The 26767-nt window shown below is 43.9% G+C and carries 23 protein-coding genes, 1 tRNA gene and 1 other RNA gene; 10 read left to right on the plus strand and 15 right to left on the minus strand.

What is annotated here, in order from left to right; genetic code table 11:
- Positions 1-36 precede the first annotated feature (36 nt).
- Together QEP08_RS05715 and QEP08_RS05720 are read left to right on the plus strand one after the other, a co-directional pair.
- Positions 37-444: a transcriptional regulator gene (locus QEP08_RS05715; RefSeq protein ID WP_285056521.1), complete on the plus strand. Its 408-nt coding sequence runs from the start codon at positions 37-39 to the stop codon at positions 442-444.
- Positions 445-534: 90 nt separating this feature from the next.
- A complete protein-coding gene (locus tag QEP08_RS05720) occupies positions 535-1212 on the plus strand; it encodes a class I SAM-dependent methyltransferase (RefSeq protein WP_285056522.1) in 678 nt (225 codons plus the stop codon).
- A gap of 32 nt (positions 1213-1244) precedes the next feature.
- Here QEP08_RS05720 and ppnP read toward each other — a convergent pair whose 3' ends face one another.
- The 4 genes from ppnP to QEP08_RS05740 are packed head-to-tail and all read right to left on the minus strand — an operon-like array spanning position 1245 to position 4452.
- On the minus strand, positions 1245-1556 hold the full coding sequence (gene ppnP, locus QEP08_RS05725; RefSeq protein WP_285056523.1) for a pyrimidine/purine nucleoside phosphorylase: 312 nt from the start codon (positions 1554-1556) through the stop codon (positions 1245-1247).
- 34 nt (positions 1557-1590) lie between these two features.
- Positions 1591-1839: a hypothetical protein gene (locus QEP08_RS05730; protein ID WP_285056524.1), complete on the minus strand. Its 249-nt coding sequence runs from the start codon at positions 1837-1839 to the stop codon at positions 1591-1593.
- A gap of 49 nt (positions 1840-1888) precedes the next feature.
- Positions 1889-3988 carry a xanthine dehydrogenase family protein molybdopterin-binding subunit gene (locus QEP08_RS05735; protein ID WP_285056525.1) on the minus strand — a complete coding sequence of 700 codons (2100 nt, stop codon included), beginning with the start codon at positions 3986-3988 and terminating at the stop codon, positions 1889-1891.
- Positions 3985-4452: a (2Fe-2S)-binding protein gene (locus QEP08_RS05740; RefSeq protein WP_285056526.1), complete on the minus strand. Its 468-nt coding sequence runs from the start codon at positions 4450-4452 to the stop codon at positions 3985-3987. The genes QEP08_RS05735 and QEP08_RS05740 overlap by 4 nt, the downstream gene beginning before the upstream one ends.
- A gap of 186 nt (positions 4453-4638) precedes the next feature.
- Between QEP08_RS05740 and QEP08_RS05745 the strand changes: the two genes are divergently transcribed.
- Positions 4639-5778, plus strand: a complete 1140-nt coding sequence (locus tag QEP08_RS05745; protein ID WP_285056527.1) for a serine hydrolase — start codon at positions 4639-4641, stop codon at positions 5776-5778.
- Here the strand turns inward: QEP08_RS05745 and QEP08_RS05750 are convergent.
- A complete protein-coding gene (locus tag QEP08_RS05750) occupies positions 5775-6548 on the minus strand; it encodes a sensor histidine kinase (RefSeq protein ID WP_285056528.1) in 774 nt (257 codons plus the stop codon). The two genes, QEP08_RS05745 and QEP08_RS05750, sit on opposite strands and share 4 nt — an antisense overlap.
- Before the next feature lie 57 nt (positions 6549-6605).
- On the opposite strand from QEP08_RS05750, the gene QEP08_RS05755 reads away from it, so the two are divergent.
- From QEP08_RS05755 to QEP08_RS05765, 3 genes are read left to right on the plus strand one after another with little or no spacing between them, the layout of a single operon-like run.
- Positions 6606-8060 carry a flavin-containing monooxygenase gene (locus tag QEP08_RS05755; protein WP_285056529.1) on the plus strand — a complete coding sequence of 485 codons (1455 nt, stop codon included), beginning with the start codon at positions 6606-6608 and terminating at the stop codon, positions 8058-8060.
- A gap of 36 nt (positions 8061-8096) precedes the next feature.
- Positions 8097-9878 (plus strand): histidine kinase, encoded by a 1782-nt coding sequence (locus QEP08_RS05760; RefSeq protein WP_285056530.1) that lies wholly within the window; start codon positions 8097-8099, stop codon positions 9876-9878.
- Between the two features lie 8 nt (positions 9879-9886).
- Positions 9887-10639: a LytR/AlgR family response regulator transcription factor gene (locus tag QEP08_RS05765; RefSeq protein ID WP_285056531.1), complete on the plus strand. Its 753-nt coding sequence runs from the start codon at positions 9887-9889 to the stop codon at positions 10637-10639.
- 36 nt (positions 10640-10675) lie between these two features.
- Here the strand turns inward: QEP08_RS05765 and QEP08_RS05770 are convergent.
- Positions 10676-10748 (minus strand) — tRNA-Lys (locus QEP08_RS05770).
- Positions 10749-10860: 112 nt separating this feature from the next.
- The gene (locus QEP08_RS05775) at positions 10861-11691 is read right to left on the minus strand and encodes an alpha/beta fold hydrolase (RefSeq protein ID WP_285056532.1); all 831 of its coding nucleotides are present in this window, start codon (positions 11689-11691) and stop codon (positions 10861-10863) included.
- Positions 11692-11801: 110 nt separating this feature from the next.
- On the opposite strand from QEP08_RS05775, the gene QEP08_RS05780 reads away from it, so the two are divergent.
- Positions 11802-12338: a D-glycero-alpha-D-manno-heptose-1,7-bisphosphate 7-phosphatase gene (locus tag QEP08_RS05780; RefSeq protein WP_285056533.1), complete on the plus strand. Its 537-nt coding sequence runs from the start codon at positions 11802-11804 to the stop codon at positions 12336-12338.
- Between the two features lie 93 nt (positions 12339-12431).
- Here QEP08_RS05780 and fsa read toward each other — a convergent pair whose 3' ends face one another.
- Both fsa and ffs read right to left on the minus strand, forming a co-directional pair.
- Positions 12432-13091: a fructose-6-phosphate aldolase gene (gene fsa, locus QEP08_RS05785; RefSeq protein ID WP_285056534.1), complete on the minus strand. Its 660-nt coding sequence runs from the start codon at positions 13089-13091 to the stop codon at positions 12432-12434.
- A gap of 137 nt (positions 13092-13228) precedes the next feature.
- Positions 13229-13328: signal recognition particle sRNA small type (gene ffs / locus QEP08_RS05790), an RNA gene on the minus strand.
- A gap of 377 nt (positions 13329-13705) precedes the next feature.
- Between ffs and gltB the strand changes: the two genes are divergently transcribed.
- Both gltB and QEP08_RS05800 read left to right on the plus strand, forming a co-directional pair.
- Positions 13706-18217: a glutamate synthase large subunit gene (gene gltB / locus QEP08_RS05795; protein ID WP_285056535.1), complete on the plus strand. Its 4512-nt coding sequence runs from the start codon at positions 13706-13708 to the stop codon at positions 18215-18217.
- Between the two features lie 2 nt (positions 18218-18219).
- On the plus strand, positions 18220-19686 hold the full coding sequence (locus QEP08_RS05800) for a glutamate synthase subunit beta (protein ID WP_285056536.1): 1467 nt from the start codon (positions 18220-18222) through the stop codon (positions 19684-19686).
- Positions 19687-19750: 64 nt separating this feature from the next.
- Here QEP08_RS05800 and QEP08_RS05805 read toward each other — a convergent pair whose 3' ends face one another.
- From QEP08_RS05805 to QEP08_RS05820, 4 genes are all read right to left on the minus strand, one after another.
- Entirely contained in the window at positions 19751-20356 is a 606-nt protein-coding gene (locus QEP08_RS05805; protein ID WP_285056537.1) for a hypothetical protein, read from the minus strand.
- Entirely contained in the window at positions 20337-21131 is a 795-nt protein-coding gene (locus QEP08_RS05810; RefSeq protein WP_285056538.1) for a metallophosphoesterase family protein, read from the minus strand. Before QEP08_RS05810 ends, QEP08_RS05805 begins: the two co-directional genes overlap by 20 nt.
- A 166-nt stretch (positions 21132-21297) precedes the next feature.
- Positions 21298-21828: an RNA methyltransferase gene (locus tag QEP08_RS05815; RefSeq protein WP_285056539.1), complete on the minus strand. Its 531-nt coding sequence runs from the start codon at positions 21826-21828 to the stop codon at positions 21298-21300.
- Between the two features lie 6 nt (positions 21829-21834).
- Positions 21835-22986 carry a galactokinase gene (locus QEP08_RS05820; protein ID WP_285056540.1) on the minus strand — a complete coding sequence of 384 codons (1152 nt, stop codon included), beginning with the start codon at positions 22984-22986 and terminating at the stop codon, positions 21835-21837.
- 138 nt (positions 22987-23124) lie between these two features.
- On the opposite strand from QEP08_RS05820, the gene QEP08_RS05825 reads away from it, so the two are divergent.
- Entirely contained in the window at positions 23125-24171 is a 1047-nt protein-coding gene (locus QEP08_RS05825) for an aldose epimerase family protein (RefSeq protein ID WP_285056541.1), read from the plus strand.
- Here the strand turns inward: QEP08_RS05825 and QEP08_RS05830 are convergent.
- Both QEP08_RS05830 and QEP08_RS05835 read right to left on the minus strand, forming a co-directional pair.
- Positions 24158-24370, minus strand: coding sequence for a hypothetical protein (locus tag QEP08_RS05830; protein ID WP_285056542.1), 213 nt, complete (start codon positions 24368-24370; stop codon positions 24158-24160). The genes QEP08_RS05825 and QEP08_RS05830 overlap by 14 nt on opposite strands.
- A gap of 51 nt (positions 24371-24421) precedes the next feature.
- Positions 24422-26551 (minus strand): T9SS type B sorting domain-containing protein, encoded by a 2130-nt coding sequence (locus tag QEP08_RS05835; RefSeq protein ID WP_285056543.1) that lies wholly within the window; start codon positions 26549-26551, stop codon positions 24422-24424.
- Between the last annotated feature and the right edge of the window lie 216 nt (positions 26552-26767).

A 26767-nucleotide genomic window follows, 5' to 3' on the forward strand; every position in this document is an offset into this window, starting at 1 on the left:
AGATTTGAATAAAATTTAACTTTAACCACTATTATTATGGAGATCATCACGATAGACAATGATATCAAAGCGATGTATGTTACAGCTTCTTCGTTCCCTGACGGAGTGCTGGCTGCTCATCAAACACTTCACGCGTTGATCCCTTATTCTGAAAGCAGAAGGTATTTTGGCTTGTCAAGACCGGAAAATAATGGTGGCATCGTTTACAGAGCTGCGGCAGAAGAATTAAACGACGGAGAAGCCGGACAACTGAAGCTGGAGACCATTACAATAGAAAAAGGACGTTATGTGAGCCTGCTGATTAAAGATTTTATGAAGGATGTCGCCGGTATTGAAAAGGCTTTTAACCAGTTGCTTACATATCCTGGCCTTGATCCGCAGGGTTATTGTGTGGAGCTTTACCTGAGCCAGAAGGATGTGCAGTGCATGATCAGGCTTGCCTGAGCCCATGCTTGTTCTTTTTATTTCAGAAATTGGAATGGCAAAATTGTCAATAAAAATGTAGATTGGTGCTTTAACCAAATATTAGATAGCATGTCTGAAATAAAGGATGAAACGCAGCTCATGGAAATTGCTAAACAGCTGAACTGTCCAAGCGGCGAATATGGGATTTTGACCGCTCAAAATATGGCTATGCACAATCATAACATGATATCGGAAGCCATTCTTGTTCTGGGCCTGACAGATGATCAGCGGGTTTTGGAAATTGGTCCCGGTGGGGGAGATCATGTGCCCAAGGTGTTTAAACAGGCAAAAGGCCTGAAATATTATGGTGTGGATATTTCTGAGCTGATGGTCCTGGAATCTATAAAAGCGAACCAGAAAATGGTAAATTCCGGACAGGCCACTTTTACACTGGCAAATGGCAAAACGCTTGCTTTTTTCAATGAGTTTTTTGATTGTGCGTTTACTGTGAACACCATTTACTTCTGGAATGAGCCGAAGGCGTACGCGCAGGAGATCATGCGCGTGTTAAAGCCCGGTGGACTTTTTACTGTCGCCTTTGCGCCCAAGGACTTTATGGAAAAGCTGCCCTTTACCAAGTATACATTTAAGCTGTATAGTCTTGAAGAGGCACGCGCTCTTTTTGTTTCAGCCGGATTTGCTATAATCAATTCTGACAGCCATCAGGAAACCATTACCAGCAATGCTGGTCAGATTATTGACCGGGAGTTCATTATTCTGACCCTTCGGAAACCTTTGGATGAATAGTGCCGGCAAAAATTTTGAAAAAAGATACGGGATTACCCGTAATAACAGATGTATGCTGCATCAGCATCACAGGTTACTTCAAAGCTTGATCCTGCCGGCACATTAAATTCTTCGCCCGGTTTATAGCTGATAAAGCTGCCCTCAGCCTGTGTTACTTTTAAAATGCCGGATACTACCATCATTCGCTCCGGAGAAGAAGCGGAAAATGTATAGGTTCCGGGTCTCATCACGCCTACAGTTGCCTTGCCTTTTTCAGTATTTAGGCCAAGGCTTTGTACTCTGCCTTCAAAATATACATTGTGGGAAATCTGCTCGGTTGCTGCAGCATTGTTGGTATTGCTCATAATGGTAATAATGGACCGGGTTTGATAGGGTAGTTTATTTTTTCTTTTGGTTTTCCAGGTAAGTGTTTAAAAGGCTCAGCAGATAAAGGTCAGGTTTAGGCATGGTAACGACCGTTCCTGGTAATTTATCCTGCGATTGTTTGAGGTAGTTTGCTTTGATCTTGCCCCAGTCTTTGGAATAAAGCTGGATAAATGTGTCAATAAACTCTTTGTTGGTGTAATCTTCTGGAAGTCTACCTAACACAACCTGGATCTTTTCTTCTTTTTTATGCAATACTGCCATGAGGAATTTTAATGTTTTCCAAAGCTACAAACAAATTTGAGTATATCTCCTATGCTTCATCAAAAGGCATTTTTCTGAAGCGCTTTCCGGTGGCCGCGAATAAAGCGTTGGCCAGTGCCGCGGCTACCGGTGGCAGGGCGGGTTCTCCAAGACCTGTTGGTGGGGCTTCTGACGGAACAAATTTTACAACAACATCCAAAGGGGTCTCTTTCATTCTCAGAAAACGGTAGTTGCCAAAATTGGTCTCTACAACAGCTCCTTTGTCAAAGGTAATCTTAGTCAGCATTGCATGCCCGATGCCATCAATAATGGCGCCCTGTATCTGGTTTTCTGCGCCGCTGAGGTTCACTACTTTGCCACAATTCACTGCGCAGTAGACTTTGTGGACCCTGGGCTTGCCGCTAATGATTTTAAGCTCAACTACTTCTGCTATGTACGTGTTGAACGAAAACCAGGTAGAAAAACCAAGAAATGTGCCGGGGGCTTGTTTTTTACCCCAGTTGCTCATTGCGGCAACCAGTTCGATCACACTTTTGAATTTGTCCGGATCATAGCTTATTTTTCCAACAGGCTGCTGTTTCGCTTTTTCCATGAGTTCCAGACGAAAGGCTACAGGGTCCTTTTTAAGTTCGTGACATACTTCATCCATAAAACTCTCGGCAGCAAAACCAAGCACATTGTGACCGGGTGCCCGCCAGTAGCCCATAGGTATGTTTGTGGTCAGTCCCTGACTTTCTGCCCGGAAATTCTGGAGTGCTCCTGCCGGATAGGTGTCGCTATTGTTGCCCCGGTTGAGCCAGACTGAGGACTGGTGCCAGGCCAGCAGATTTCCGTTTTCAAAGCTTGCGCGGTACCGGAAAGCTGCGCTTGGACGGTAAAAGTCATTTTGCATGTCATCCTCCCGTGTCCACTGGACCTGTACAGGGCATTTTGCAGCTGCCGAAATGAGTGCAGCCTCAACGCCGTTGTCGGGCATCAGTTTTCTTCCAAACCCTCCTCCCTGACGGGGAAGTCCAATTGATATGTTTTCGGGCGCTATATTCAGTTCTTTGGCTACCTGGCTGCGAAGCGACCCGGGAACCTGGGTAGGTCCGAACAATTCTGCTTTTCCATTGCGAACGTCTGCGAAGAAATTGAGCGGCTCCATTTGTGCGTGGGATACTACCGGTGTAGTGTAGGTGACATCTAATACCTGGTGTGATGCTGTCATCGCAGCTTCTACATCGCCGTCGTTTCTTGAAGTATCGGGTGCTTTTTTACTGAGCATCTTCAGGAATGCTGCATCATGGTCGGCAGTACTTTCCAGTTTGCCTGCATCTTCCCATTCCAATGAAAGTGCATCACGTCCTTTTTTGGCGGCCCAGGTTGAAGTGGCGAGTACTGCAACTGAGTTTTTTATTTGCAGTACTTGCTTGATCCCGGTCAGTTTCCTGGTTTCCGTATCGTCAAACGATTTGAGCTTTTTACCATAAGCAGGAGAACGTGCCACGACTGCGAAAAGCATGCCTTCGCGCCGTGTATCGATACCGAATAGGGGTTTTCCGGTAATGATCTTTTTTACATCAATGTCTTTAACCCTTGTTCCGATGATCTTAAAGTCTTTAGGGTCTTTCAATTTAACATCGGAAGGGACAGGCAGTGTGGCGGCTTTTGATGCCAGCGATCCGTAAGATAATTTTCTGCCGCTTGCTTTATGAATTACTGATCCGTTTTCCGCATGACATTCTTCTGCCGGAACATTTAAGGTTTGAGCCGCGGCAGTTACCAGCATGGTCTTTGCGGTGGCGCCTACTTTTCGCAATGGTTCGAATCTGCCGCGTACTGAGCCGCTGCCTCCAGCTACCTGGTTCCCGTATTTCGCATCCAGCGCTGCGATCTCTACATTGATCTTTTGCCAGTCAACGCACAGTTCTTCAGCAATGATCATAGGCAGCGATGTTTTTACGCCCTGACCTATCTCCGGGTTTGGTGCCATCAGTGTGATGGTACCATTCGGGGTTATCTTTATATAAGCATTGGGGGTGAATTCGTCTGCTGTAAGTGCGGGATCTGCTTTGTCAATCATGGAAAAGCCGACCAGCATACCGCCGCCTGCGATGGCTGATACCTTAAGGAAATTTCGTCTGGAAATGGAAGGGATGGTGCTCATTTTGCTGTTCCTCCTTTCCCGGCAGCTGCATGAATGGCTTTGCGCATGCGCACATGTGTTCCGCAACGGCAGATATTGGTCATCGCTGCATCTATATCGGTGTCCGTGGGTTTTGGGTTTCGCTTTAATAATGCGGCGGCGGCCATGATCTGTCCTGACTGGCAGTAACCGCACTGTGCAACATCAAATTCCTCCCATGCTTGTTGTACAGGGTGGTCGCCATTGACACTTAGACCTTCTATGGTCACAATTTTATTGTTGCCGACAGCTGAGACCGGGTACAGGCAGGAACGGATAGCTTTCCCATTGATGTGGACTGTGCAGGCACCACATTGTGCTACACCACATCCATACTTTGTTCCAACCAGGTTAAGGTGGTCCCGGAGGATCCATAACAGTGGTGTATCTGCATCCGCTTCGGCAGACATTTCTTTGTTGTTTACGGAAAGCTTAAATGTTGTCATCTTTGGGTTATTTAGTACTTCCTGATCATTTCGGGCACATGTAATCGGCAGGTGGAATATACATAAATTTATTCAAAACATACAGCCGTTAATTGAAAACCCTGTTTGGTAAAGTGGCATAAACACGGGATGCGAATGAATTTACTTTTGTTGTCATCATTCACTAATGTTTAAAAAAATAAAACAATGAAAACAACAACAAAATTTATTCTGTTTGCCGGATTGGCACTAGCAATGGGGTCGACCATTACATCGTGTAAAAAAGGTCTCCCGATCAAATCCAATGACAAAGTTTTTAAAGTAGAACTGTTCAAACAGGGTCTTAAACAGCAGCTCACCGCTGCCAGGGGTTACCAGTTCATCATCAACAAGAATGGCCAGTGGGCTGACAGTGCTGTAGCTGGTATTGGTGGGTTTAACAGGTCCAATGTGACCTTTCCTGCATCCGTAAATTCTGAGGTGAACATTGCCAGTGTGACCAAACATTTTACAGCTGTTGCTGTACTCAAATTGCTGCCATTAAGAAAGCTCAATATCGAAAGCAAGATAGGCCAGTGGTTGCCTGCCAGCTGGCCAAAGAACAGTACGGTTGCCAACCTGAAGTTTAAGGAACTGCTTACGCATACTTCGGGAATACGTGCGTCCGGAACGAGCTGGGGAACGTTGAAAAATGTCGTAGCGACTGTTCCTCCGGGCACAAAGGATCCAAGTTATGCCAATGCGAATTTTGCGCTGTTCAGGGCCATGATTCCAAAGCTGGTCAACAGTGGCTTGTTTAATTCAAAAGAAGCGGAACTTTCTGATGCGGAATTTGATATCTGGATGGGGGAGGAATATGTGAAGCAAATGAATCTCCTTGTTTTTAATCCTGCCGGTGTAGCTTCGGTTTGTATGCCTACTCCGGGAAGAACGACCAACATGATGTTAAACGAAGCTCCTGCAGCCCTTGAAGGGGAATCTTTAGGAGATTGGACACAAAGCAGTGGTGCGGGTGGTTTTTATCTGACTACCGTTCAAATGGCGCGGATGATTGCTTATTTGGTCCATTCTGATGCGGTGATCGATATCGACATCAGGGACATTATGGATTCTGAGCGGATCGGATATAACAGGGTATTCGCAGTTTCAGATGGCATAGCGCTGGGGCATGGTGGTTTGCTGTATGCCGGGGGCGGTAAGAAGACACCTGGTCTGCGTACGCTGATTATGAAATTTCCGAACAAAGTAGAACTGGCACTGGCAATAAATTCGACAGATGAAGGTGCCAAAAGAGACATCAATACTATTGTTCAGACGGCATATAACAATGCATGGGTTAACGATTAACTAATATTTAGATCATCTGAAACTAACGCAAGCTTTATCTCAACGGAGGTTCCTGTTCCTGATCCGTTTTGATCTGTAAGGTCATGAATGGTAAGGGGCAGGGATTGTCCATGTATCCTGTTGAATAATTCTATTCTCCTGCAGGTAATGGACATTCCCATTGAACGTTTGGCCGTGGGTATTTCTACTGGGGATTTATTGGTTTTTTTCCGTCCCACTCCATCGTCGGTTACTGAACAGGATAGGATCTGGGGCTCTGGTGCCGTAATGTTGATTTTGATGTTCCCTTTGTTTTGCTTTGGGAGGACGCCGTGCAGGATTGCATTTTCGAGAAAGGGCTGAATAAAGAAGGGCAGGACCTGAATGTTTTCGATTTGCAATTGTTCTTCAACGGATATTTTAATGTCAATATCCGGCCCAAAGCGAAGCTGTTCCAGTTTAATGTAGTTGGTTACGGCATCGAGTTCCTGGGCCAGGGTTATTTTAGGCTGGTCAGAATATTCAAGGGTCTTACGCATCAGCCGGGACAGGCAGGTGAGGTAGTTGGAAGCAGTTTCCTTGTCCAGCTTGTGAATAAATGAGTTAATGTTATTGAGGCAGTTATTGAGAAAGTGAGGATTCATTTGAGCGCGCCAGGCAATGTCTTTCAGGTCTGCGATCTGTTGTTCGTAGTGCCGGATCTGATGTCTGTTTTTGACTCTAAAGTATAGGAAACAGCTAAATATGGTGATCGGAATGGCGATAATCGTGGTGATGATTGAGGGAATCATTGAGGAGATGAAAATTTTAATGAGTTGATTTAATGCAATATAGATAAATTTATATATATGAAACACATAGGAATTATTGGTGCCGGCATAAGCGGCCTGGTTACTGCTAAAACTTTCCTTCAGAAAGGTTATCTGGTAACAATTTTGGAGAAGTCTGATCAGGTTGGAGGAGTATGGAACAAAAAAAGGTCTTACGCCGGGGTTACTACTCAGACAACAAGGGATGAGTATGCGTTTTCTGATTTTCCGATGCCTGCCGATTATCCGATGTGGCCATCGGGATCCCAGGTTCAGGAATACCTTGAGAATTATGCCAGGCACTTTGGGTTGCTGCCTTATAATATCCGTTTTGGAGCTACTGTTAAAAGAATGAACTATGATGGTTTTCTTTGGCAGCTAAAATTGGACAATGGCGAGATGCTTTCCTTTTCTTACATTGTGGTCTGTACGGGTACTTTTCATGATCCTTATGTGCCTGAGCTGCCGGGGATCCAATCGTATAAGGATGCCGGAGGTATTGTTCTGCACTCTTCTGAGGTGGCTTCGGAAGATCAGCTCCGCGATAAGGATGTGGCCGTCGTGGGCTTTGCCAAATCTGCGACGGATATAGCTACTATGGCTTCGGATGTGAGTAAAAGCTGTTCGCTGATATATCGCCGTGCTCAGTGGAAGATTCCAAGATATTTTGGTAATCTCATCAATATGAAATATTTGCTCTTCTCCCGTTTTTCTGAGGCTTTCTTTGATGCACACAAGAAAACAAGTTTCCAGAAGGTTTTGCATTCAATAGGTAAGCCGGTGGTATGGCTGCAGTGGCGGGGGCTGGAATTGCTGTTGAGCAAGCAGTTTAAACTTAAGCAGTGTGGTATGCGGCCTGCGCATAGAATTGAGGACCAGATCAGCTGTAGCCTTGGGGTAGAGCCGGTTGGCTTTTTTGAGCGGGTGGCCAGTAAAAAGATCAGCGCTTTTTGTACGGAGATTGAACGTTTTGAGGGTCGCGATGTTGTGCTGAAAAATGGGGAATCTGTCAGGGCTGACCTGGTCGTATTTGGAACTGGCTTCAGACAGCGGTTGCCTTTTCTCAGTTTACAGTATCAGCAAAGGATTACAAATTCTAAAGGGATGTTTTCTCTCTACCGGAACATTTTGCATCCTGATTTACCGCAAATGGGATTTGTCGGATTTAACTCAAGTTTGTTTACGACGGTTACCTCTGAGGTGGCAGCAAGCTGGCTTGCTGCCACGGTGGCGGACGAACTTATACTTCCTCCTGCAGATGACATGTTTGCGGAGATGGCCCGTATGGAAAAATGGAGAAGTGATGGGCGGCCGATTGCTGCTGAGTTCAGCGGTCTTTGCGTTGCTCCGTTCAATTTTCAGCATTTGGACGAACTAATGAAGGACATGGGCCTTCGTACGATGGCATCAAAGAACAGGTTGCGCGAGTTTTTTAAACCGATTGATCCGAAGGATTATAAAAAAATGCTGTCTGCGAGACCCCAAGTATTTTAACCCCTTTTTCTTATCTTAGCTGATATAACCACCCGGATGATACGTTTTAAACTGTGTGTCTTTTTTCTTTTCCTTCCTTTTACCTTTTGTGCGCTTGAGGCTTCTGCTCAATCGACCGATAGCTGGCAGCAGGTCCGGCAGAACAAAGGGGGTACGATCACTGCTTTGTGGTACGATATTGATCCGTTTATTTTCAACGACAAGAACGGCAATTTGCAGGGTGTGGAGTATGAGCTGATGGAATCTTTTGTGAAGTGGATCAAAGAGAAATATGGGTATGAGGTTTCGCTGAAATGGAAGAATGCGAGCAGTTTTGAGAACATTTATGCGGAAATTAAGGACGCAAGGGTTAGCGGGTTGTTTGGCTGGTCCTTTTTTTCTATTACACCGGCGCGGCAGAAAGAGGTGCGTTTTACACCGCCATACATGCCGGATATGAATGTGCTGGTCACCAATGATGCTATGCCGCTCTATAACGATAAGACACGTTTTCTGGACACAATTTCTTCTCTGGAGGGATATACCATGCGCCATACCGCAATGGAGGAAGATTTGGGTATGCTTACTAAGGGGATAGACATTCCGATATCCAGGCAGTATGATGATTATGAGATCTTAAAACGAATCTCTGAAGAAAAAAATGCTTTTGGGTATGTGCCGCTTACTGTTTACGTGGTGAGTTTGCAAAAAGGGATTAAAGTAAAGAGGCAGCATTTATTTGCCACTGAACGTGAAGGTTTATCCGGAATATTTCCACGCAATAGTGACTGGCAGCCGGTGGTGGATGAATTTTTTCATGGTTTTGAGTGTAAGCGGATCGCATCGAGGTTATTGTCTAAATACCTGGGCGCTGAGATCGGTAAAATCATTATGGAAGATCCGGGGACGAGCCCGGACGATCAGCGTTCGGCTGAGCTGGAACTGCTGATGAAAGAGCGCGAAATCGTTTCTCAGCGACTGGTCAATACATTATTGACGGCTGAACAGGATAAGATGCTGCGGAATATCAGTATTTTGGTGGTTGTCATTGTGATCATCATTGCAGCCCTGCTTTATAACCGGTATCGTATAAAAACGGAACTGAGTAAATTATTGCTCCAGCGGAATGCGCTGATCAGAAAGCAGAACCGGGACATTGAACTGATCAACAGAAAGCTGCACATGCGTGTCTTGCAGGCCCAGATTAACCCTCATTTTGTGTTTAATTCACTTAATGATCTTCAGTATTTTATCAATAAGGGTGATACAAGTGTTTCTCTTTCTTATGTTTCGCGATTTTCGAGGTTTATGCGTGAGCTTTTGTCTCAGGCGAATGATCCGGAGATCAGTTTAATGCAGGAGGAAAAGTTCCTGAGGCTCTACCTGGATCTCGAGAAAATGCGGTTTACAGGCAAGTTTGATTATGTGATCGGAATTGATCCTGATCTGCCTTCTGGTTTATCTGGTATACCTCCACTGATTCTTTATCATTTTGCAGAGAATGCTTTGTATCATGGTATTCTGAATAATGATACGGCCGGGGAAATTAGAATAACGTTCAGTTATGAAAATCCGTATCTGGTATGTGTGATTGAGGATAATGGATGCGGAAGGGTAAAGGCGAAGGCGCTGAATGATAAGCGGGCATTGAATGAAAGTACTCCTTATAAAAAGCTGCTTGAAGAAAGGATTGGTGTTTTAAATGAGGAGACGCCGGGACGGATAACTGTACATGTCGAGGACTTGATGGGGCAGGATGATGATCCTGAGGGCACCAGGGTAGTTGTGCGCTTCCTGGTGAATTCCAGTATGCAAAATTCTGCTGTATTTGAATATTAAACTGTGATATGCAAAAAGCAATTATAATTGAAGATGAGGTCCGAAGCAGAGAATTACTGCAGGATCTGATTGAAGCCAACTGTGAGGGGGTACAGATCGTTGCGGTTGCGGGTAATGTTGAGGAAGCTGTGAAGGTGATCAGGGATCATCAGCCAGATCTTCTATTTCTGGATATTGAACTGCAGACGGGAACTGGCTTTGAGGTGCTTCAGCAATTGTCCGGCCTGAGCCCGGCGGTAATATTTACCACAGCTTATGACCATTATGCGATCAAAGCCATTAAGTTTAGCGCAGTAGATTACCTGCTTAAACCGATTGATATAGAAGAACTTAAAGAAGCGGTGACTAAAGTGTTGGGCCGTGGGAAGGAGACGCAGCAGCACCTGCTAAGTTCATTGATCCATAATCTGGGGCATTTGCAAAATAGCAATCCAATTCTTACTTTGTCGCTTGCTAATGAGCTTGAATTCATTCCCGTGCAGGAAATTATCAGGATAGAGGCAGCGGGTGCTTATTCGGTTTTTTATCTTGCTGATGACCGTAAGATCATGGTGAGCAAGAACCTGAAAGAGTATGAGGTGCTGTTAGCTGGACACAATTTTATGCGTGTTCATAATTCTCACATCATCAATCTGAATAAGATAAAACGAATGCTTAAAACAGATGGGGGATATGCAGTAATGAGTGATGATTTTCCTGTAATTATTTCGCCGAAAAAGAAAGATGAGTTTGTAAGAGTGATGACCAACAGGAATTTATAAAAATAAAAAAGAGATACTGATTAGTATCTCTTTTTGTGATCCCGCTGGGATTCGAACCCAGGACCACTACATTAAAAGTGTAATGCTCTACCAGCTGAGCTACGGAATCAAAGTTCTTTTGAACTTTACTCTAAGCGTTCCCGTTTAAAGTGGTGCAAATATAGGAGTACAATATATATTCTGCAAATTATATAGGCATAATTTATATAGTGTACTGATTGTTAGTCTATAAAATTAAGCAAAAGCTGGTTTAGCTCATCTTTATGGGTAATAAACAGGCCGTGAGGTGCTCCTTCAAACCTGTAATATGCCGCATTAGGCAATAAAGAAGATGTGATTTCGCTCGTAGCTTTAATAGGAACTGTTTTGTCGTCATCGCCATGAATGATCATTACAGGAACTGTAATGGTGCTGAGATCAGTTCTGAAATCTGTCTCCGAAAATGAGCGCACACAATCTGCTGTCGCCTTCGGACTTGCAATCACGGCCAGCTGATGTATCCAGTTCTGGATTTCCTGGCTGACGGGCTTATTTAATACCCCTTCACTGAAGAACTGTTTTCCAAATTCCGTGAGAAAGGCCGGCCTGTCTTTGTGGATATTCGCAATGATCTCGTCAAATAGCTCGCGGGGCACACCTTCCTCATGGTCTTCTGTTTTTAAAAGCAGAGGCACAACACTGCTTACCAGTACTGCTTTTGAAACTCTGGATGAACCGTATTTGCCTAAATAGCGAACTACCTCGCCGCCACCCATCGAAAAACCCACGAGTGTTACATCTTCCAGCTCCAGCGTGGTAATCACCTGGTGCAGATCAGCAGCCAGTGTATCATAGTCGTAGCCAGCCCAGGGTCTGTCCGATTGCCCAAAACCCCGCCTGTCATAGGCTATACAGCGATAACCGGCATTTACCAATGCTGTTACCTGGTATTCCCACATTTCGTGCGACACGGGCCAGCCGTGGATTAAAACTATAGGTTTTCCTGTTCCAAGATCTTCAAAGAAGATGTTTACAGAGCTGCTGTTAGAAGGATCTTTTTTAATATAAGGCATGATGTAAATTTTTAAATATACAATTGATTTAATAACAGGACTGATGCGTGTTTGTTTAACAATTAAGCAAGCATTGCCAATAGTAATATTATAATTCTGATATTTGAATAATGAATAAAGCTATTTTCTTAGATCGTGATGGTGTATTGAACCATGAAATATACGATTATATAACCAGGGTGGAAGATTTTAAGATACTTGAATACCAGATTCCACCATTGAAAAAACTGTACGATGAGGGATATTTATTAATTGTGATCACGAATCAGGGTGGTATTGCTTTGAACAGGTACACTGAACAGGAGCTTGGTGTGATGCACCAAATGCTGAGAAATGCTTTCGTTAGCAAATCCGCTGATATAGCTGCTTTTTATTACTGCCCGCACCATCCAACGGTTTCAGGAGCATGTAAATGCAGAAAACCTTTGTCAGGGATGCTGCTGGATGCTATAGATATGTTTGATATTGATCCGTCATTGTCGGTAATGATAGGAGATAAACCCAGAGATGTAGATGCAGCCAACGGGGCAGGGGTGAAGGGAATAGAAATTTTGCCGGATGAGCAGATTGATTATGAACTGGTGAAGCAGGTGCTTGCCGGAACTGAATTTAAAACGCTTTCTGCAGCAATAAAAAAAGGTGTCTGAGCAGAATGAAAACTAGAGAAAGGAAATACTATTAAATAAAAAAACCGATGCATTATGCACCGGTTTTTTTATTTAATAGTAATCAATATAATCTTACAAGCCTGCAGCTTTCTTGTGATCAGCTAAGAATGTAGCCAGTCCGCTGTCAGTTAAAGGATGTTTCAATAATGCTGTAATCGCTGACAATGGAGCGGTGATTACATCAGCACCTAATTTGGCACATGCAACAATATGCAATGGTCCACGGATAGAGGCAGCCAGTATTTGAGTCGGGTAACCGTAGTTGTCAAATATTAATCTGATGTCTTCGATCAGTTGTAGCCCGTCTGTGGAAATATCATCCAAACGGCCGAGAAAAGGGGATACATAAGATGCGCCTGCTTTTGCGGCCAATAAAGCCTGTCCTGGTGAAAATATTAAAGTACAGTTTGTTCTGATGCCTTTTGAGGTCAGGTATTTGATGGCTTTAACACCGTCTTTGATCATAGGGATTTTGACAACGATCTTTGGGTTAAGGGCCGCCAGTGCTTCACCTTCCCTGATCATTTCGTCAAAAGTTGTAGAGATTACTTCCGCACTTACGTTGTCATCTACAATAGCACAAATTGCTTTGTAGTGTGCAATAACATTAGCATCGCCGGTAATTCCTTCTTTAGCCATCAGGCTTGGATTGGTAGTTACGCCATCCAGTACGCCCAGGTCCTGTGCTTCTTTTATCTGGTCAAGATTCGCTGTGTCAATGAAAAATTTCATGTTGTTTTATTATTTGCAATTGGTTAATGAGTATGCTATCAATATAATAGCGGGACTAAATTAGGGATTTAAGATGGATTCTCTTAAGAAAATCTCGAATATGTCACAGAAGAGAGAATCTCACTATGAAAAGAAAAAAAGGGCAAGCACCTCTTATCGCATCGCTACAACCTTCTACCCTTGCTTCGTTCCCGACCTGGGGGAGTTCAAAAGGAGCTGATCGTAAAAGACTTGCCCGGCACAAATGTAGTAAAAGACAGCAATCCGCAAAGAGGAAAATCTTATTTTTTTTCAGGTTTCTGGCCATTACAGCCATAATCTGCTGACCTTAAACAGATTGAAGAATGAAAAAAAATATTATATTTATAATTTCAGAAAGCAATTTTATGGACAAAAAAAAGTGTATTTCTTATGCAAATTTATTCTAAATAACGCGATTATGAATATTGTAAATGAAATCGATGTATATTGTTAATATGATAATTATGTAATCAACATTTTGAAAACTACTGCATATTTTTCAAAAAATATACCAATATTATAAATCCTTGATTTTTATTCGTATCTTAGTGTCATAAATACACTATAACCAAAACTAATATTTAAACGGACTTATGGAACAATCACAAGATAACCAAGGGTTATATGACCAGCGTTTTGAGCACGATGCCTGCGGTATCGGGTTTGTTGCCCATATTAAGGGAAGAAAGTCGCAACAGATCATCTCAGACGCTATAACCATTCTTGAAAATCTTGATCACCGCGGGGCTTGCGGAGCTGAAATCAATACAGGTGACGGCGCAGGTATTATGATTCAGATACCTCACGAATTCCTTTATGATGAGTGTCTGAAAATTGGATTCAGTTTGAATGAATCCGGTGATTATGGCGTTGGGATGCTTTTCCTACCCAAAGATGTGAAGGCAAGAGAAGAATGCAGGGAAATCATCTATCGTGCTGCTGAAAAATTAAACCTGGAAGTATTGGGCTTCAGAAGGGTGCTGACCAATACTGACGGTATTGGAAATATGGCGCTTTCTGTTGAGCCTGAAATGGAGCAGGTATTCATTGCACGCCCTCATGCTGTCGCAGCAGGGGCGGATTTTGAGCGTAAGCTTTATGTATTCAAAAATTATCTCTTAAAAACCATCAATAATACTGTAAAAGGTATTAACGGAGAGTTTTATATTGCTTCTTTTTCATCAAGGACAATTGTTTATAAAGGACAGCTGACCTCATTGCAGGTAAGAACATATTTTACTGAATTGAGCGATAAGCGTGTAGTATCCGCGTTTGGTCTGATCCACTCACGTTTTGCAACCAATACTTTCCCGTCATGGAAACTTGCGCAGCCATTCAGATATATTGCACATAATGGCGAGATCAATACACTGCAGGGTAACCTCAACTGGTTCAGGGCAAGTGTAAAGTCTTTTGCTTCGTCTTACTTTACACCGCAGGAATTAGATATTTTACTTCCTGTGATTGATGAGTCCAACTCTGATTCAGGCTGTTTGGATAATGTTGTTGAACTGTTGCTTCATTCCGGTCGTTCATTGCCGCATGTGCTGATGATGCTGATTCCTGAGGCCTGGGATGGCAATGATGATATGGATGAACTGAAACAGGCATTCTATAAATTCCACGCTACCTTGATGGAGCCCTGGGATGGTCCGGCTGCAGTTTCATTTACAGATGGAAACATCATTGGTGCGACATTAGACAGAAACGGGCTTCGTCCGCAGAGATATGCCATTACCGAAGATGATATGGTAATTATGGCTTCAGAGGCAGGTGCGCTTGCGCTTGATCAGAGCAAGATCATTGAAAAGGGCCGTCTTACCCCTGGGAAAATGTTTGTAGTAGATATGGAGCAGGGACGGATCATCAGTGATGTAGAAATTAAGCAACAAGTATGCGGCAGTAAGCCATATGGTGACTGGATCAATAAATACCAGATCAGACTTGAAGAGCTGCCTGAACCAAGAGTGGTGTTTAGCGGACTTTCCCAGGAGTCTATCTTCAGATATCAGCAGGTATTTGGTTATAGCCGTGAGGACGTTGATTTACTGTTAAAGCCGATGGCTCAGGATGGTAAAGAAGCTATCGGTTCTATGGGTACTGATATTCCTTTAGCTGTTTTGTCTCAAAAACCGCAACACCTGTCGTCCTATTTTAAACAACTGTTTGCCCAGGTAACGAACCCACCAATTGACCCTATCAGGGAAAAAGTAGTGATGAGTCTCGCCGGATTTATGGGGAACAATGGAAATATACTGGAAGAAAATGCCATGCAATGCCATTGCGTTGGTATTAAGCACCCGGTGCTGACCAATGTAGAGCTGGAAAAACTAAGGAGTATTGATACCGGTGTATTTCAGTCTAAAACCCTGCAAACTTATTTCAGGGCAGACGGTAATCCCGGTTCATTGGCCAAAGGTCTGGACAGGCTCTGCCGCTACGCGGTGGATGCTGTTGAAGACGGCTTCCAGGTCATCATACTTTCAGACCGGGCACTGGATTCTGAACATGCTGCCATTCCTTCTTTGCTGGCTGTTTCGGCTGTTCATCATCACCTGATCCGCAAGGGCCACAGGGGTGCTGTTGGTATTGTAGTCGAAGCTGGAGATGTTTGGGAAGTACATCATTTTGCAACCTTGATTGGTTTTGGTGCGACAGCCGTAAATCCTTATCTGGCACTGGAAACCATTGTTGGCTTTCAGAAGGAACTGAATATGACTCCTGAGAAGCTGATCAGTAATTATATATATGCAATAAACAACGGATTGCTTAAGATCTTCTCTAAAATGGGAATCTCTACGCTGCAGTCTTATCATGGTGCCCAGATCTTTGAGATCCTTGGTATTAATAAGAGTGTTGTCGACAATTACTTTACCGGTGCTGTGTCGAGAATCGGTGGCTTAGGGCTTGATGAAATTGCTAAGGAAACCCTGATTAAACACAACAGGATCTTTAAACAAGCCAACAGACCTGATGCGATTTTGCCTACAGGAGGTAATTATAAATGGAAACGTAAAGGTGAACAGCACTTGTTCAATCCTCAGACCATCCACTTATTGCAAAATGCAACCCGCAAAAATGACTACGCTACTTATAAGCAATATTCTAAACTGATCAATGAGCAGACCAACCAGGCTTATACCATCAGAGGTTTATTTGAATTTAAATACAACCGTCCGGCTGTTCCGCTTAGTGAAGTAGAACCGGTAGAAAGCATCTTAAAAAGATTTGCTACAGGCGCGATGTCATTCGGCTCCATTTCTCACGAAGCACACTCTACTTTAGCCATTGCGATGAACCGTATAGGTGGAAAGAGCAATACCGGAGAAGGTGGAGAAGATGAACTACGTTATGAATTGTTGCCAAATGGTGATTCTATGCGTTCTTCAATCAAGCAGATCGCTTCTGCCCGTTTTGGGGTAACAAGTTACTACCTGACCAATGCAGACGAACTACAGATCAAAATGGCTCAGGGTGCTAAACCCGGAGAAGGCGGCCAGCTGCCAGGTCACAAGGTAGACGACTGGATTGCTAAGGTTCGTCATGCTACACCGGGTGTAGGTCTGATCTCACCGCCACCACATCATGATATTTATTCGATCGAAGATTTGGCTCAGCTGATCTTTGACTTGAAAAACGCCAACAGAGCTGCTCGTATCAATGTAAAACTAGTTTCTAAAGCTGGCGTTGGTACCATTGCGGCCGGGGTAGCCAAGGCACATGCCGATGTAATTCTGGTTTCAGGATTTGACGGGGGTACAGGTGCTTCGCCGCTTACATCTATCCAGCATGCCGGGCTTCCTTGGGAACTTGGACTGGCTGAAGCGCATCAGACGTTAGTGAAGAACAGGCTGAGGAGCCGTGTGGTGCTGCAAACGGACGGACAGTTAAAAACAGGTAAGGACATTGCAATTGCTACGTTGCTGGGTGCTGAAGAATGGGGTGTGGCTACTGCTGCACTAGTTACTGCCGGCTGTATCATGATGCGTAAATGTCATCTGAATACTTGCCCGGTTGGTGTGGCTACACAAGACCCTAATCTGAGAAAACTATTTACAGGAGAGGCTGATCATGTAGTGAACCTTTTCCATTTCCTGGCAGAAGAACTGAGAGAAACTATGGCTGAACTCGGTTTCAGGACTATTCAGGAAATGGTTGGTCAGGCGGATGCATTGAGTGTACGTGCCGTGGATCTTGCTGACTGGAAGCAAAAAGACCTTGATTTCTCTAAAATATTGCACAAAGCCGAAGATAATGGCTTGAGTTTATACCAAACTGAAGAGCAGGATCATGGATTGTCTGAGATACTGGATCACGATCTGATCAAAGCAGCACAACCCGCGCTGGCTTCAAAAGAGCCTGTATACAGCGAGTTTGCTGTTAAGAATACAAACCGTGCTATCGGTACCATGCTTTCAAACGAGGTATCTAAAATTTACAAAAGTCAGGGATTGCCGCAGGATACCATTAACTTCAAATTTAATGGTTCAGCAGGACAGAGTTTTGGCGCTTTTGCTACAAAAGGTATTTCCCTTCAGCTGGAAGGTGAAGCCAATGACTATGTCGGTAAAGGTTTATCAGGAGCACGGCTTTCTATCTATCCTTTTGGTAATGTAAAATATGTACCTGAGCAAAACATCATCATCGGTAACGTAGCGCTTTATGGTGCAACCGCAGGTGAGTTGTTTGTAAGAGGACAGGCTGGTGAGCGTTTTGCAGTACGTAACTCGGGTGCCACTGCGGTAGTAGAAGGACTCGGAGATCATGGATGTGAATATATGACAGGTGGTGAAGTGCTGGTGATCGGTGATACCGGAAGCAACTTTGCCGCTGGGATGAGTGGTGGTGTGGCCTGGATCTACGATGTCAAAGGAGAGTTTGCCGGCAAATGCAATAAAGAGATGGTCGATCTGGATCCACTTGATGAACAGGATGAACTGCGCATCAATCATTTGCTGAAAATGCACGTGAAGTTAACAGAGAGCAGTATTGCTAAATTTTTAATCAGTGACTGGGCGACTCAATCGGCCCATTTCATCAAAGTATTCCCTAAAGAATACAAGGCAGTATTAATGAATAAAAGTAACAAACAGACAATATCATAACCATGGGAAAAGTAACTGGATTTTTAGAATATGAAAGGACTGCTCCTGGTAAAGAAGATGCTGCAGCGCGTTTAAAACATTACAATGAATTTGTAAAAGCTTTTGAGCTGGATCAGGTAAATAAGGAAGCGGCGAGATGTATGGATTGCGGCGTTCCGTTTTGCCAGTCAGGCTGCCCGCTGGGCAACGTGATCCCGGAGTTTAACGAAGCAGTATATAAGGGCGATTGGCAACTTGCTACAACTATTTTGCTGAGTACCAATAATTTCCCTGAGTTTACCGGGAGGATCTGTCCGGCGCCATGCGAATCAGCCTGTGTACTGGGAATTAACAAATCACCGGTATCCATCGAGGAGATCGAGAAACACATTATTGAAATGGCTTTCAGTAAAGGGTATATAAAAGCCGAGCCACCTTTATTGCGTACTGGTAAAAAGGTAGCGGTAATTGGTTCAGGCCCTGCGGGATTGGCTGCTGCCGCACAATTGAACAAGGCCGGGCATGAAGTGGTGGTTTATGAACGTGATGATACACCGGGTGGTTTGCTAAATTACGGAATTCCTGATTTTAAATTGCAGAAAGATGTGGTAACACGCCGCATCAGCCTGATGGAAAAAGAGGGCGTTGTATTTAAGTGCAACTCTAATGTGGGTGTTAATGTAGAATTGAATACACTGTTGAGAGAATATCAGTCTATCATTTTGGCTGGCGGTTCGACCATTCCCCGGGATCTTCCGGCTACAGGAAGGGATGCTAAAGGTGTCCATTTTGCGATGGACTTCCTGAAACAGCAAAACAAACGTGTTAAAAACTTTGAAGTAACTGAAGAAGATATCCTGGCGACAGGTAAAGACGTGATTGTGATTGGCGGTGGTGATACGGGTTCTGATTGTATAGGTACTTCCAACCGTCAGGGTGCGAAATCTGTAACCCAGTTTGAGATCATGCCGATGCCTGCGTCTGCACGTACTCCGAATATGCCATGGCCGACTTATCCCATGGTTTTAAAAGTAACTTCTTCACATGAAGAAGGCTGCGAAAGAGGTTGGGGAGTAAACACCAAAGAATTCATTAAAGATGAGGACGGCAATCTTAAAGCGGTGAAGGTTGTTGATGTGGAATGGGAGATTGATGCCAATGGCAGGCCTCTGAACTTTAAAGAAAAACCAGGTACAGAGCGTGACCTGCCTTGCCAGCTGGTTCTGTTGGCAATGGGATTTTTACATCCACAGAAAGAAGGTCTAATCGAAAAATTAGGTGTGGAACTTGATAGCCGTGGCAATGTAAAAGCTGAAGAAGGTAAGTACCAGACCAATATCGCTAAAATCTTCGCGGCAGGAGATATGCGCCGTGGACAGTCATTAGTGGTTTGGGCAATATCTGAAGGCAGGGAAGCTGCCCGTAAAGTAGATCAATACTTAATGGGACATAGTAGTTTGCCTTCTAAAGACGGTATTCCGTACGCATAAAATATTTCCTTTTTAAAAAGAAAAGAGGGTGTCCGGTTTTTTACCGTGACACCCTCTTGGTTTTTTAGAATTTAACCCGCATCCCAACACCGATCTGAAAGATATCATCGATCGTCAGTGCCGACATATTTTGAAGATAATTGATGAGGTAATAATCATTGGTATTGATCTCACCATAGAAGCTTATAGCTTTTATTCTTGAATTTTTCAGCACTTTATCTGCATCCAGTTCAATTTCACTGTTAAATGCGATATGCGGTCGCAAAGCTTCAGACCAGTAATAATAATCGTGAGAATACTGACCACTTGGAAACTTTAATGAAAGATCCTTGTGAAAGGTATATGTCAAAAATGCACCAGGATTAAAGGGATAGATCTTACCCCAATTTTTGACCTTAATATTCCAGGGTTTGTAGGCAAATTTAGCGGTGGCTATATTCAGTACACCACCCTTGCTGCCGGGTACAAAACCATACATCAGATCCAGATTTCCCCTTTGATTGGGAAACAACTGGTAACTGATCCCCCCGCTGAAGTAACCAATGCTACCAGCATACTGGACTACGGCGCCATCAGGGATTAAGAACTTAAGGTTCTGTGCAGATACCTTTATATTTATTGCCAGCAGCAATAAGATGATCAGTTGTAACTTAAAAATATATCCGCTCAAAACTCAACTTGTTGTTAACAATCTCTAATAATAAAAATTCGCTCTTTCCCATAGCACCGGTCACTATATAGGGAATCCCGGAATTGTCCGGATAAAAAACACTGTGATTGTGTGTATGTGCATTTAATGACGCCAGGAAGCCCGGTGCCTGGGCAAATGCGGAAGTATAGCTTTTGACCAGGGTGCTGTCAAAGTCTACAGAATTTGCAGGTACATGAGATATGCCGACATAACCGGTCACCTCAGGTGCAGGTTTCAGCTCATTTTTTAGCCAGGCGATGTCGGGAACCTTGCCGTTAAAATTATACTCCCTGCTGTTGCTGTCATGACATACGAACTTTATTCCACCGTACACAAAGGAATAATTAAGTTGTCCGAACATGTTCAGGAATACTTCCCGTCCCCTTGAAGTCTCATCGTGATTGCCGATTACTGCAATGTACGGCATGGTCAGGTCTTCCAGTGTTCTGGAAATCCAGGTCATTTCCTTTAGCACCCCAAACTCTGAAATGTCACCGTCTAAAACTACAAAATCTACTCCCTTAATGGCATTTACAGTCCGGCAGAACATGACGGTTTCATCCCTGGACTTCTGGGTATCACCAGTCAGTACAAACCTTATGGTATCGTCTTCTGCACCATTACCCAATTCTTTGAGATTTGTCGCGTTCACATCTCTTAAAGACATCCGGTCAAATGACTGGTTTGGGCTAAATTCGAAATGGTTGCAGCTTACTAATATTGTGGAAAGGACAAAAAGTAGAAATATTTTCATAGCACCACAAATAACATGGTTTAAAAAATATTGTTTGTCAGTCTTACTTCATAGTCGGAGTTTTTTTACCTGCCGGCAACATTTCTGTCGTCTTCTGCAGCCTGGTATTTCTGATAGTTTTCGGTTGCCTTTAATAAGTTGTTCTCCATGGCACTATATTGAAGAATTATAATTTCAATTTTGCAAAGAAATCCCAAAGTACAATACCCGCAGAAATCACAATGTTAAAGGAATGCTTGGTGCCAAACTGTGGAATTTCCACACACTCATCAATTTCGGCCATGACCTCATCACTAACACCATTTACTTCATTTCCAAATATAAGCGCATATTTTTCATTTAATACAGGCCTGTATTGATGCAGCATAATGCTGCCCGAAGCCTGCTCAATGGCAACGATCTTATAACCACTTTTGCGTAAATCAGCAATGGCAGTCAGTGTATCCGGATAATGTATCCAGTCTACCGACTGGGTTGCGCCTAAAGCAGTCTTTTCTATTTCACGATGCGGAGGCTCTGCGGTAATGCCGCACAGGATCAACTGAGCCACGGAAAAACCATCTGCTGTCCTGAACACTGAGCCGACATTGTGCATGCTGCGTACGTTATCAAGCACAACCACTACCGGGAGTTTTTCCTGTTCTTTAAATTCTGCTATACCTACGCGCTGGAGTTCGTCTAACTTTAGTTTTTTCAAAATGATTTATATTGCTGACGCACCGTGTCCGATCTCACTTATATATACCGAAGGTGCATAGCCGATCCGCTCAGTATAAAAATCCGTGAGTTTTTCAGTGAAATCATCCTCACTGCCTTTTTTCAATAAAGCGATAGCGCATCCACCAAAACCAGCCCCGGTCATGCGCGCACCGATCACATCCTTATAACCTGTGCAAAATTCTACCACCGCATCGAGTTCAGCACCTGTTACTTCATACAGATCTTTTAGCGACTGATGTGAGGCATACATCAACCTGCCAAATTCCTGGAGGTTACCTTCATTCAGCGCCTTTGCTGCCAGACCAACCCTGTCATTTTCTCTGATCACGTGAGTTGCTCTCTTCAAAACGGTCTCATCGGTAATCAGGTGACTGTGCAATGCAAATTTTTCTGCATTAAGCTCACATAAATTATGGAGTTTAATCTCTTCATTCAACTGTTTTAAAGCAGTCTGACACTCGGCAACACGCTCATTATATTTAGACTCCGCAAGTTTACGAGGTTTGTTGGTATTAATAATAGCCAGGTTAAACTCCCCAAGATTGCAGTCTACCACTTTGTGTTTTAAGGTATCACAGTTGAGCACCAGAGCTTTATCCGTTTCGCCAAACGCAACCGCAAACTGATCCATGATGCCGCAGTTTACTCCTATAAACTGGTTTTCCACCCGTTGCGCAAGCAAAGGAATCTCAATTTTATCCAATCCGAGGTTAAAGTAGTGGTTCAGGGCATAAGTCATGGCAACTTCAATAGAAGCAGAAGAGGATAAGCCAGAACCGATCGGAATATTGCCAAAGAACAAAAGGTCTAATCCTGTTGGGATTCTGTGTTCTTTTTGCAGCTCGTTGAAGACACCCAGCGGATAATTGTACCATTCCGGGCCTGTTTTAGTATAGCTGTCAGCAAGTTGTATTTCTGCCTGTTCTTCAAAATTCAGGCTATTGAACCTGATCACATTGTCATTATTCGGAGCCAGTACCAGCCAGGTCCCCAAAGTTACAGCACATGGCATAACCAAACCTCCGTTATAATCGATATGCTCACCAATCAGGTTTACCCGGCCCGGAGTAAAGTAATGTGCTGCTGGTTCTTGTCCGTATCTTTCAGAGAATTTTTTGGTCAGTTCAAATTTCATTGTAATATATTTCAGATTTATGTTTTAGTTTCGGTAAAGTATTGATAGTATTGCCTCAAATATTAAGCGGGCTAATATACAATTATGTACCGAATCCTGTAAATTCAAACTCAGAATAAAGACATTTATTATAAACATATGAACACGAAGCTAATCAAGACCGGAAAAACTGTGGAAGGGAAAGAAATACTTGCGGTAGAACTGACCAATACCAAAGGAACCTATGTTAAAATATACAATTACGGCGCCATCATAAGTGAGTTTGTAGTGACCAATAAGCAGGGTAAAAAACAGGATATCGTTTTGGGGTTTGATGAATTCGATCAGTATGTAAGTGAAGATTATTTGGCGGCTTACCCATACCTGGGCGCTGTAGTAGGGCGCTATGCCAACCGCATCAAGAATGGTCAGTTTACCCTTGATGGAAAAGCTTATCAACTGGCAAAAAACAATGGTGCCGATTGTCTGCACGGCGGGGTGTCTGGCTTTGATAAAAAGGTCTGGGAAGTTTTATCAACTATAGATCCCAGTTTAACCTTGCGCTATGTAAGCCCTGCGGGGGAGGAGAACTTTCCCGGAACCCTCACCGTAGACCTTACTTTTAAATTAACAGACGAAGATGAACTGATCCTTGATTATAAGGCAACCACAGACGAAGCCACTATAATTAACCTGACCCATCATGGATATTTCAATTTATCGCCGGAGGGCGGATCCGTAAAAGATCATATTCACAGAATGCCTGCAAGCAACTACCTGAAGCAGGATGATAATTATGTTGTTGACGGAACGTTGATCCCGGTAGAGGGCACCATACACGATTTCCTTGCTCCTAAACCAATAGGGCAGGACTGGGATCCTCAAGAAGGTTACGATCAAACCTATGTATTGGATAAGGAATATGGTGAGCTGACTCTCGCATCAGAAACCTCTGAACCTAAAAGCGGGCTTACTCTTGCAGTATACACCACTGAACCCATTGCTCATTTTTATACAGGTAAATATCTGGACGTAAAGAATGGCAGGAACGGCAGTGGTTATAACGCTTATGAGGGATTTTGTATAGAAACACAGCACCATCCCAATGCGGTCAACATCCCGACATTTCCCAATACCATATTAAGGCCCGGAGAGGTTTACAGTCAGACGACCATTTACAAAATAGAGCCTACTACGATTTCTTAGAAGTCACCAAAATAACCACGCCTGCTATGAGAATAATGCCGCCAACATATGGTGGCCAGTTGACGCTCTTTTCCTTGTCTGCCGAGATTTGTATCGGGCCAGCGTCAACTACTTTTTCCTTTTTGGTATAGGTGAAGCCAGTCCAGACCAGCATTAAGATTCCCAATACAATCATGACTAATGCTATTGTTTTGTTCATGGCAATTGATTTAGTTCTTCAACCTAACAACACCATATCCCGGGAAAATGTTTAACGTAATATCGTCACCGCTCCCGAAAGTTTTTTAAGGTCAGGAGTTAGACCAATCACGTAATAGTAAGTGCCTGCCGGAAGAGGCCTGCCTTTGTGGCTGCCATCCCAGGGTTTGGCATGTCCCTTGGAACGAAACACTGATTCGCCATATCGATTGAAAATCTGAATTGTACAATCAGGATAACTGAGCAATGCCGGGATGATCCAGGAATCATTGTTGCCATCGCCATTTGGGGAGAATGCATTGGGCGGACTTACCCTGCATAGTATCTCAGGAAGAAAGGTAATGGTCAGGATATTGGACGTTGCTGACGGATTGACAACGCAATCTGCCGGGGCAGTAAGCGTACAGTTCACCTGATCGCCGTCCCGAAGAGTTGCGCTGCTAAAGTTGATACCCATAACACCTGTAGACTGTCCATTTATATGCCATTCATATCTTGGAGAACTCAATGAATTAGTAGGAGAGAAGGCGGTGAAATTGACGCGGGTGCCTGCGCATACCTGACTGTTTTGATCAGTTGATATATTGACAATAAGCGTCACCAAAGGTTTGACGGTAACAACCGCTTCATTGGAAGGTGCAGAATTTATGGGGGAATCGTTGTCATTGTTGATGACCACACAGGTTATTTTATCGCCATTTTGGAAATCATTCCTGCTGAATTCAGGTGAATCCGGCCCCGCATCAAGCCCGTTTACTTTCCACTGATACACAGGTGCCGAACCAGCATTTTGAGCCGTTGCCCTAAATGTGACCGAGGATCCCTCACAAACTTCGGTGCTTGCAGGACTAATCTGAGCTATCGGCTCAATTCTCTCCTTAACGGTGATATTCATCACAAAACTGCTTTCACCGAAAGAATTGTGCCCGATGATGGTGTAATCAGTGGAAGGAGAGGCCTCTGTAGGCGTCCCTGTAATCACACCGGTCGAAGGATCGAGTTCGAGCCCTGCCGGTAGAGGTTTGTCCACAAAATATCCGCCACCCAAGGTAATCTTCCTTATCTTATTGTTGTTTTCATCGGCAACATACAGGTTAGAATTATTGTCGAAAGTAAGACCTATCGGCGTATAGAATGCGGCTTTTAGGGCCAGACCATCATTTGAGCCGGGCGGAACACGTAAGCTTCCTGCTATCGTATAAGCCTTTCCGGCGGGAGTGATTTTTTTTATGACATCATTGGCATCAGAAAGGTACAGGTTTCCCAGTTTGTCTATGGTTAATCCGTATGGGCGATCAAAACTCGCCGATTCACCGGTTCCATTGGAATTGCCGGGCAGCCCGCTGCCTGCAAATGTGGAGACACGTCCGTCTGGAGTTATTTTTCTGATCAGATGATTGCCATATTCCGCTACATAAATATCGCCTGTGATGCGGTTTATGACCAATCCGATTGGTTTATTAAAGCTTGCAGCGGTTCCGGAACCATTTATCTTTCCGGGATCACCGGAGCCGGCAAAAGTAGTGACTTCACCGGCAGGTGTCATTTTCCGGATGAGGTGATTGTCTGTATCGGCGATATACATATTGCCATCATCATCAAATACCATATTCTCCGGACTGAAAAATTTAGCCGAGGTACCTGTTCCGTTGACCGCACCTTCTCTGTTCACTGTCCCGGCAATAGTGGTTACTGTTCCGGCAGGACTGATCTTGCGGATCACGTGATTGTCCTTGTCGGCTACATAAATATTTCTTGTATTGTCCAGCAATACCCCCCAGGGCCTGTTGAATCTGGCGTTGAGCGCATTCCCGTCTGCATGACCGGCCACCCCTGTGCCTGCTATAGTGGTTACGGTGCCGTCTGCAGTTATTTTTCTGATGATGTCATTGAAGCCGTCGGCAACATAAATATTGCCGTTGCTGTCAGAACCAAGACCAGCTGGCCGGTCAAATCTGGCTGCGGTCCCTACACCGTCTGTCTGCCCTGGCTGGTCGGTGACACTGCCTGCAAAGGTAGTTACATTTGCATACGGGATACGTGGAACAGGCCCTCCGGTATTTTGTGGTACTAATGGATTGATGGGGATATTCTTAGAGTAGATGTTCGGAGTCGTATAGCTAATGTTGGGAGCATCAGGTGCGTTGGGTTGGGCGCAGGCACTGTAATGAAATATAAACAAACACAGTAGGCAGAATATATTCCTGAATATAGGGCTTAGTTGATGCACGTGAATCGATTATGACAGCGGTTAATGGTTATCTCTAAGTTAATAAAAGATTTGATATCACCGCTAAGGTAGTTTTCCCGTCTTACCGCCTTCATGCTCCCCTGCATCTCCCTCTTGGTTTAAAGACTGCTGCAAGGCCGTTGAACAACCCTTTGGGTCATGCAATGG

The organism is Pedobacter ginsengisoli, from assembly GCF_030244015.1.
Lineage (GTDB): Bacteria > Bacteroidota > Bacteroidia > Sphingobacteriales > Sphingobacteriaceae > Pedobacter > Pedobacter ginsengisoli.

Bases quoted from the DNA above. Each gene is read 5' to 3' on its own strand.
- QEP08_RS05715 (WP_285056521.1), top strand. From the start codon at position 37: ATGGAGATCATCACGATAGACAATGATATCAAAGCGATGTATGTTACA.
- QEP08_RS05720 (WP_285056522.1), top strand. From the start codon at position 535: ATGTCTGAAATAAAGGATGAAACGCAGCTCATGGAAATTGCTAAACAG.
- ppnP (WP_285056523.1), bottom strand. From the start codon at position 1,556: ATGAGCAATACCAACAATGCTGCAGCAACCGAGCAGATTTCCCACAAT.
- QEP08_RS05730 (WP_285056524.1), bottom strand. From the start codon at position 1,839: ATGGCAGTATTGCATAAAAAAGAAGAAAAGATCCAGGTTGTGTTAGGT.
- QEP08_RS05735 (WP_285056525.1), bottom strand. From the start codon at position 3,988: ATGAGCACCATCCCTTCCATTTCCAGACGAAATTTCCTTAAGGTATCA.
- QEP08_RS05740 (WP_285056526.1), bottom strand. From the start codon at position 4,452: ATGACAACATTTAAGCTTTCCGTAAACAACAAAGAAATGTCTGCCGAA.
- QEP08_RS05745 (WP_285056527.1), top strand. From the start codon at position 4,639: ATGAAAACAACAACAAAATTTATTCTGTTTGCCGGATTGGCACTAGCA.
- QEP08_RS05750 (WP_285056528.1), bottom strand. From the start codon at position 6,548: ATGATTCCCTCAATCATCACCACGATTATCGCCATTCCGATCACCATA.
- QEP08_RS05755 (WP_285056529.1), top strand. From the start codon at position 6,606: ATGAAACACATAGGAATTATTGGTGCCGGCATAAGCGGCCTGGTTACT.
- QEP08_RS05760 (WP_285056530.1), top strand. From the start codon at position 8,097: ATGATACGTTTTAAACTGTGTGTCTTTTTTCTTTTCCTTCCTTTTACC.
- QEP08_RS05765 (WP_285056531.1), top strand. From the start codon at position 9,887: ATGCAAAAAGCAATTATAATTGAAGATGAGGTCCGAAGCAGAGAATTA.
- QEP08_RS05775 (WP_285056532.1), bottom strand. From the start codon at position 11,691: ATGCCTTATATTAAAAAAGATCCTTCTAACAGCAGCTCTGTAAACATC.
- QEP08_RS05780 (WP_285056533.1), top strand. From the start codon at position 11,802: ATGAATAAAGCTATTTTCTTAGATCGTGATGGTGTATTGAACCATGAA.
- fsa (WP_285056534.1), bottom strand. From the start codon at position 13,091: ATGAAATTTTTCATTGACACAGCGAATCTTGACCAGATAAAAGAAGCA.
- gltB (WP_285056535.1), top strand. From the start codon at position 13,706: ATGGAACAATCACAAGATAACCAAGGGTTATATGACCAGCGTTTTGAG.
- QEP08_RS05800 (WP_285056536.1), top strand. From the start codon at position 18,220: ATGGGAAAAGTAACTGGATTTTTAGAATATGAAAGGACTGCTCCTGGT.
- QEP08_RS05810 (WP_285056538.1), bottom strand. From the start codon at position 21,131: ATGAAAATATTTCTACTTTTTGTCCTTTCCACAATATTAGTAAGCTGC.
- QEP08_RS05820 (WP_285056540.1), bottom strand. From the start codon at position 22,986: ATGAAATTTGAACTGACCAAAAAATTCTCTGAAAGATACGGACAAGAA.
- QEP08_RS05825 (WP_285056541.1), top strand. From the start codon at position 23,125: ATGAACACGAAGCTAATCAAGACCGGAAAAACTGTGGAAGGGAAAGAA.
- QEP08_RS05830 (WP_285056542.1), bottom strand. From the start codon at position 24,370: ATGAACAAAACAATAGCATTAGTCATGATTGTATTGGGAATCTTAATG.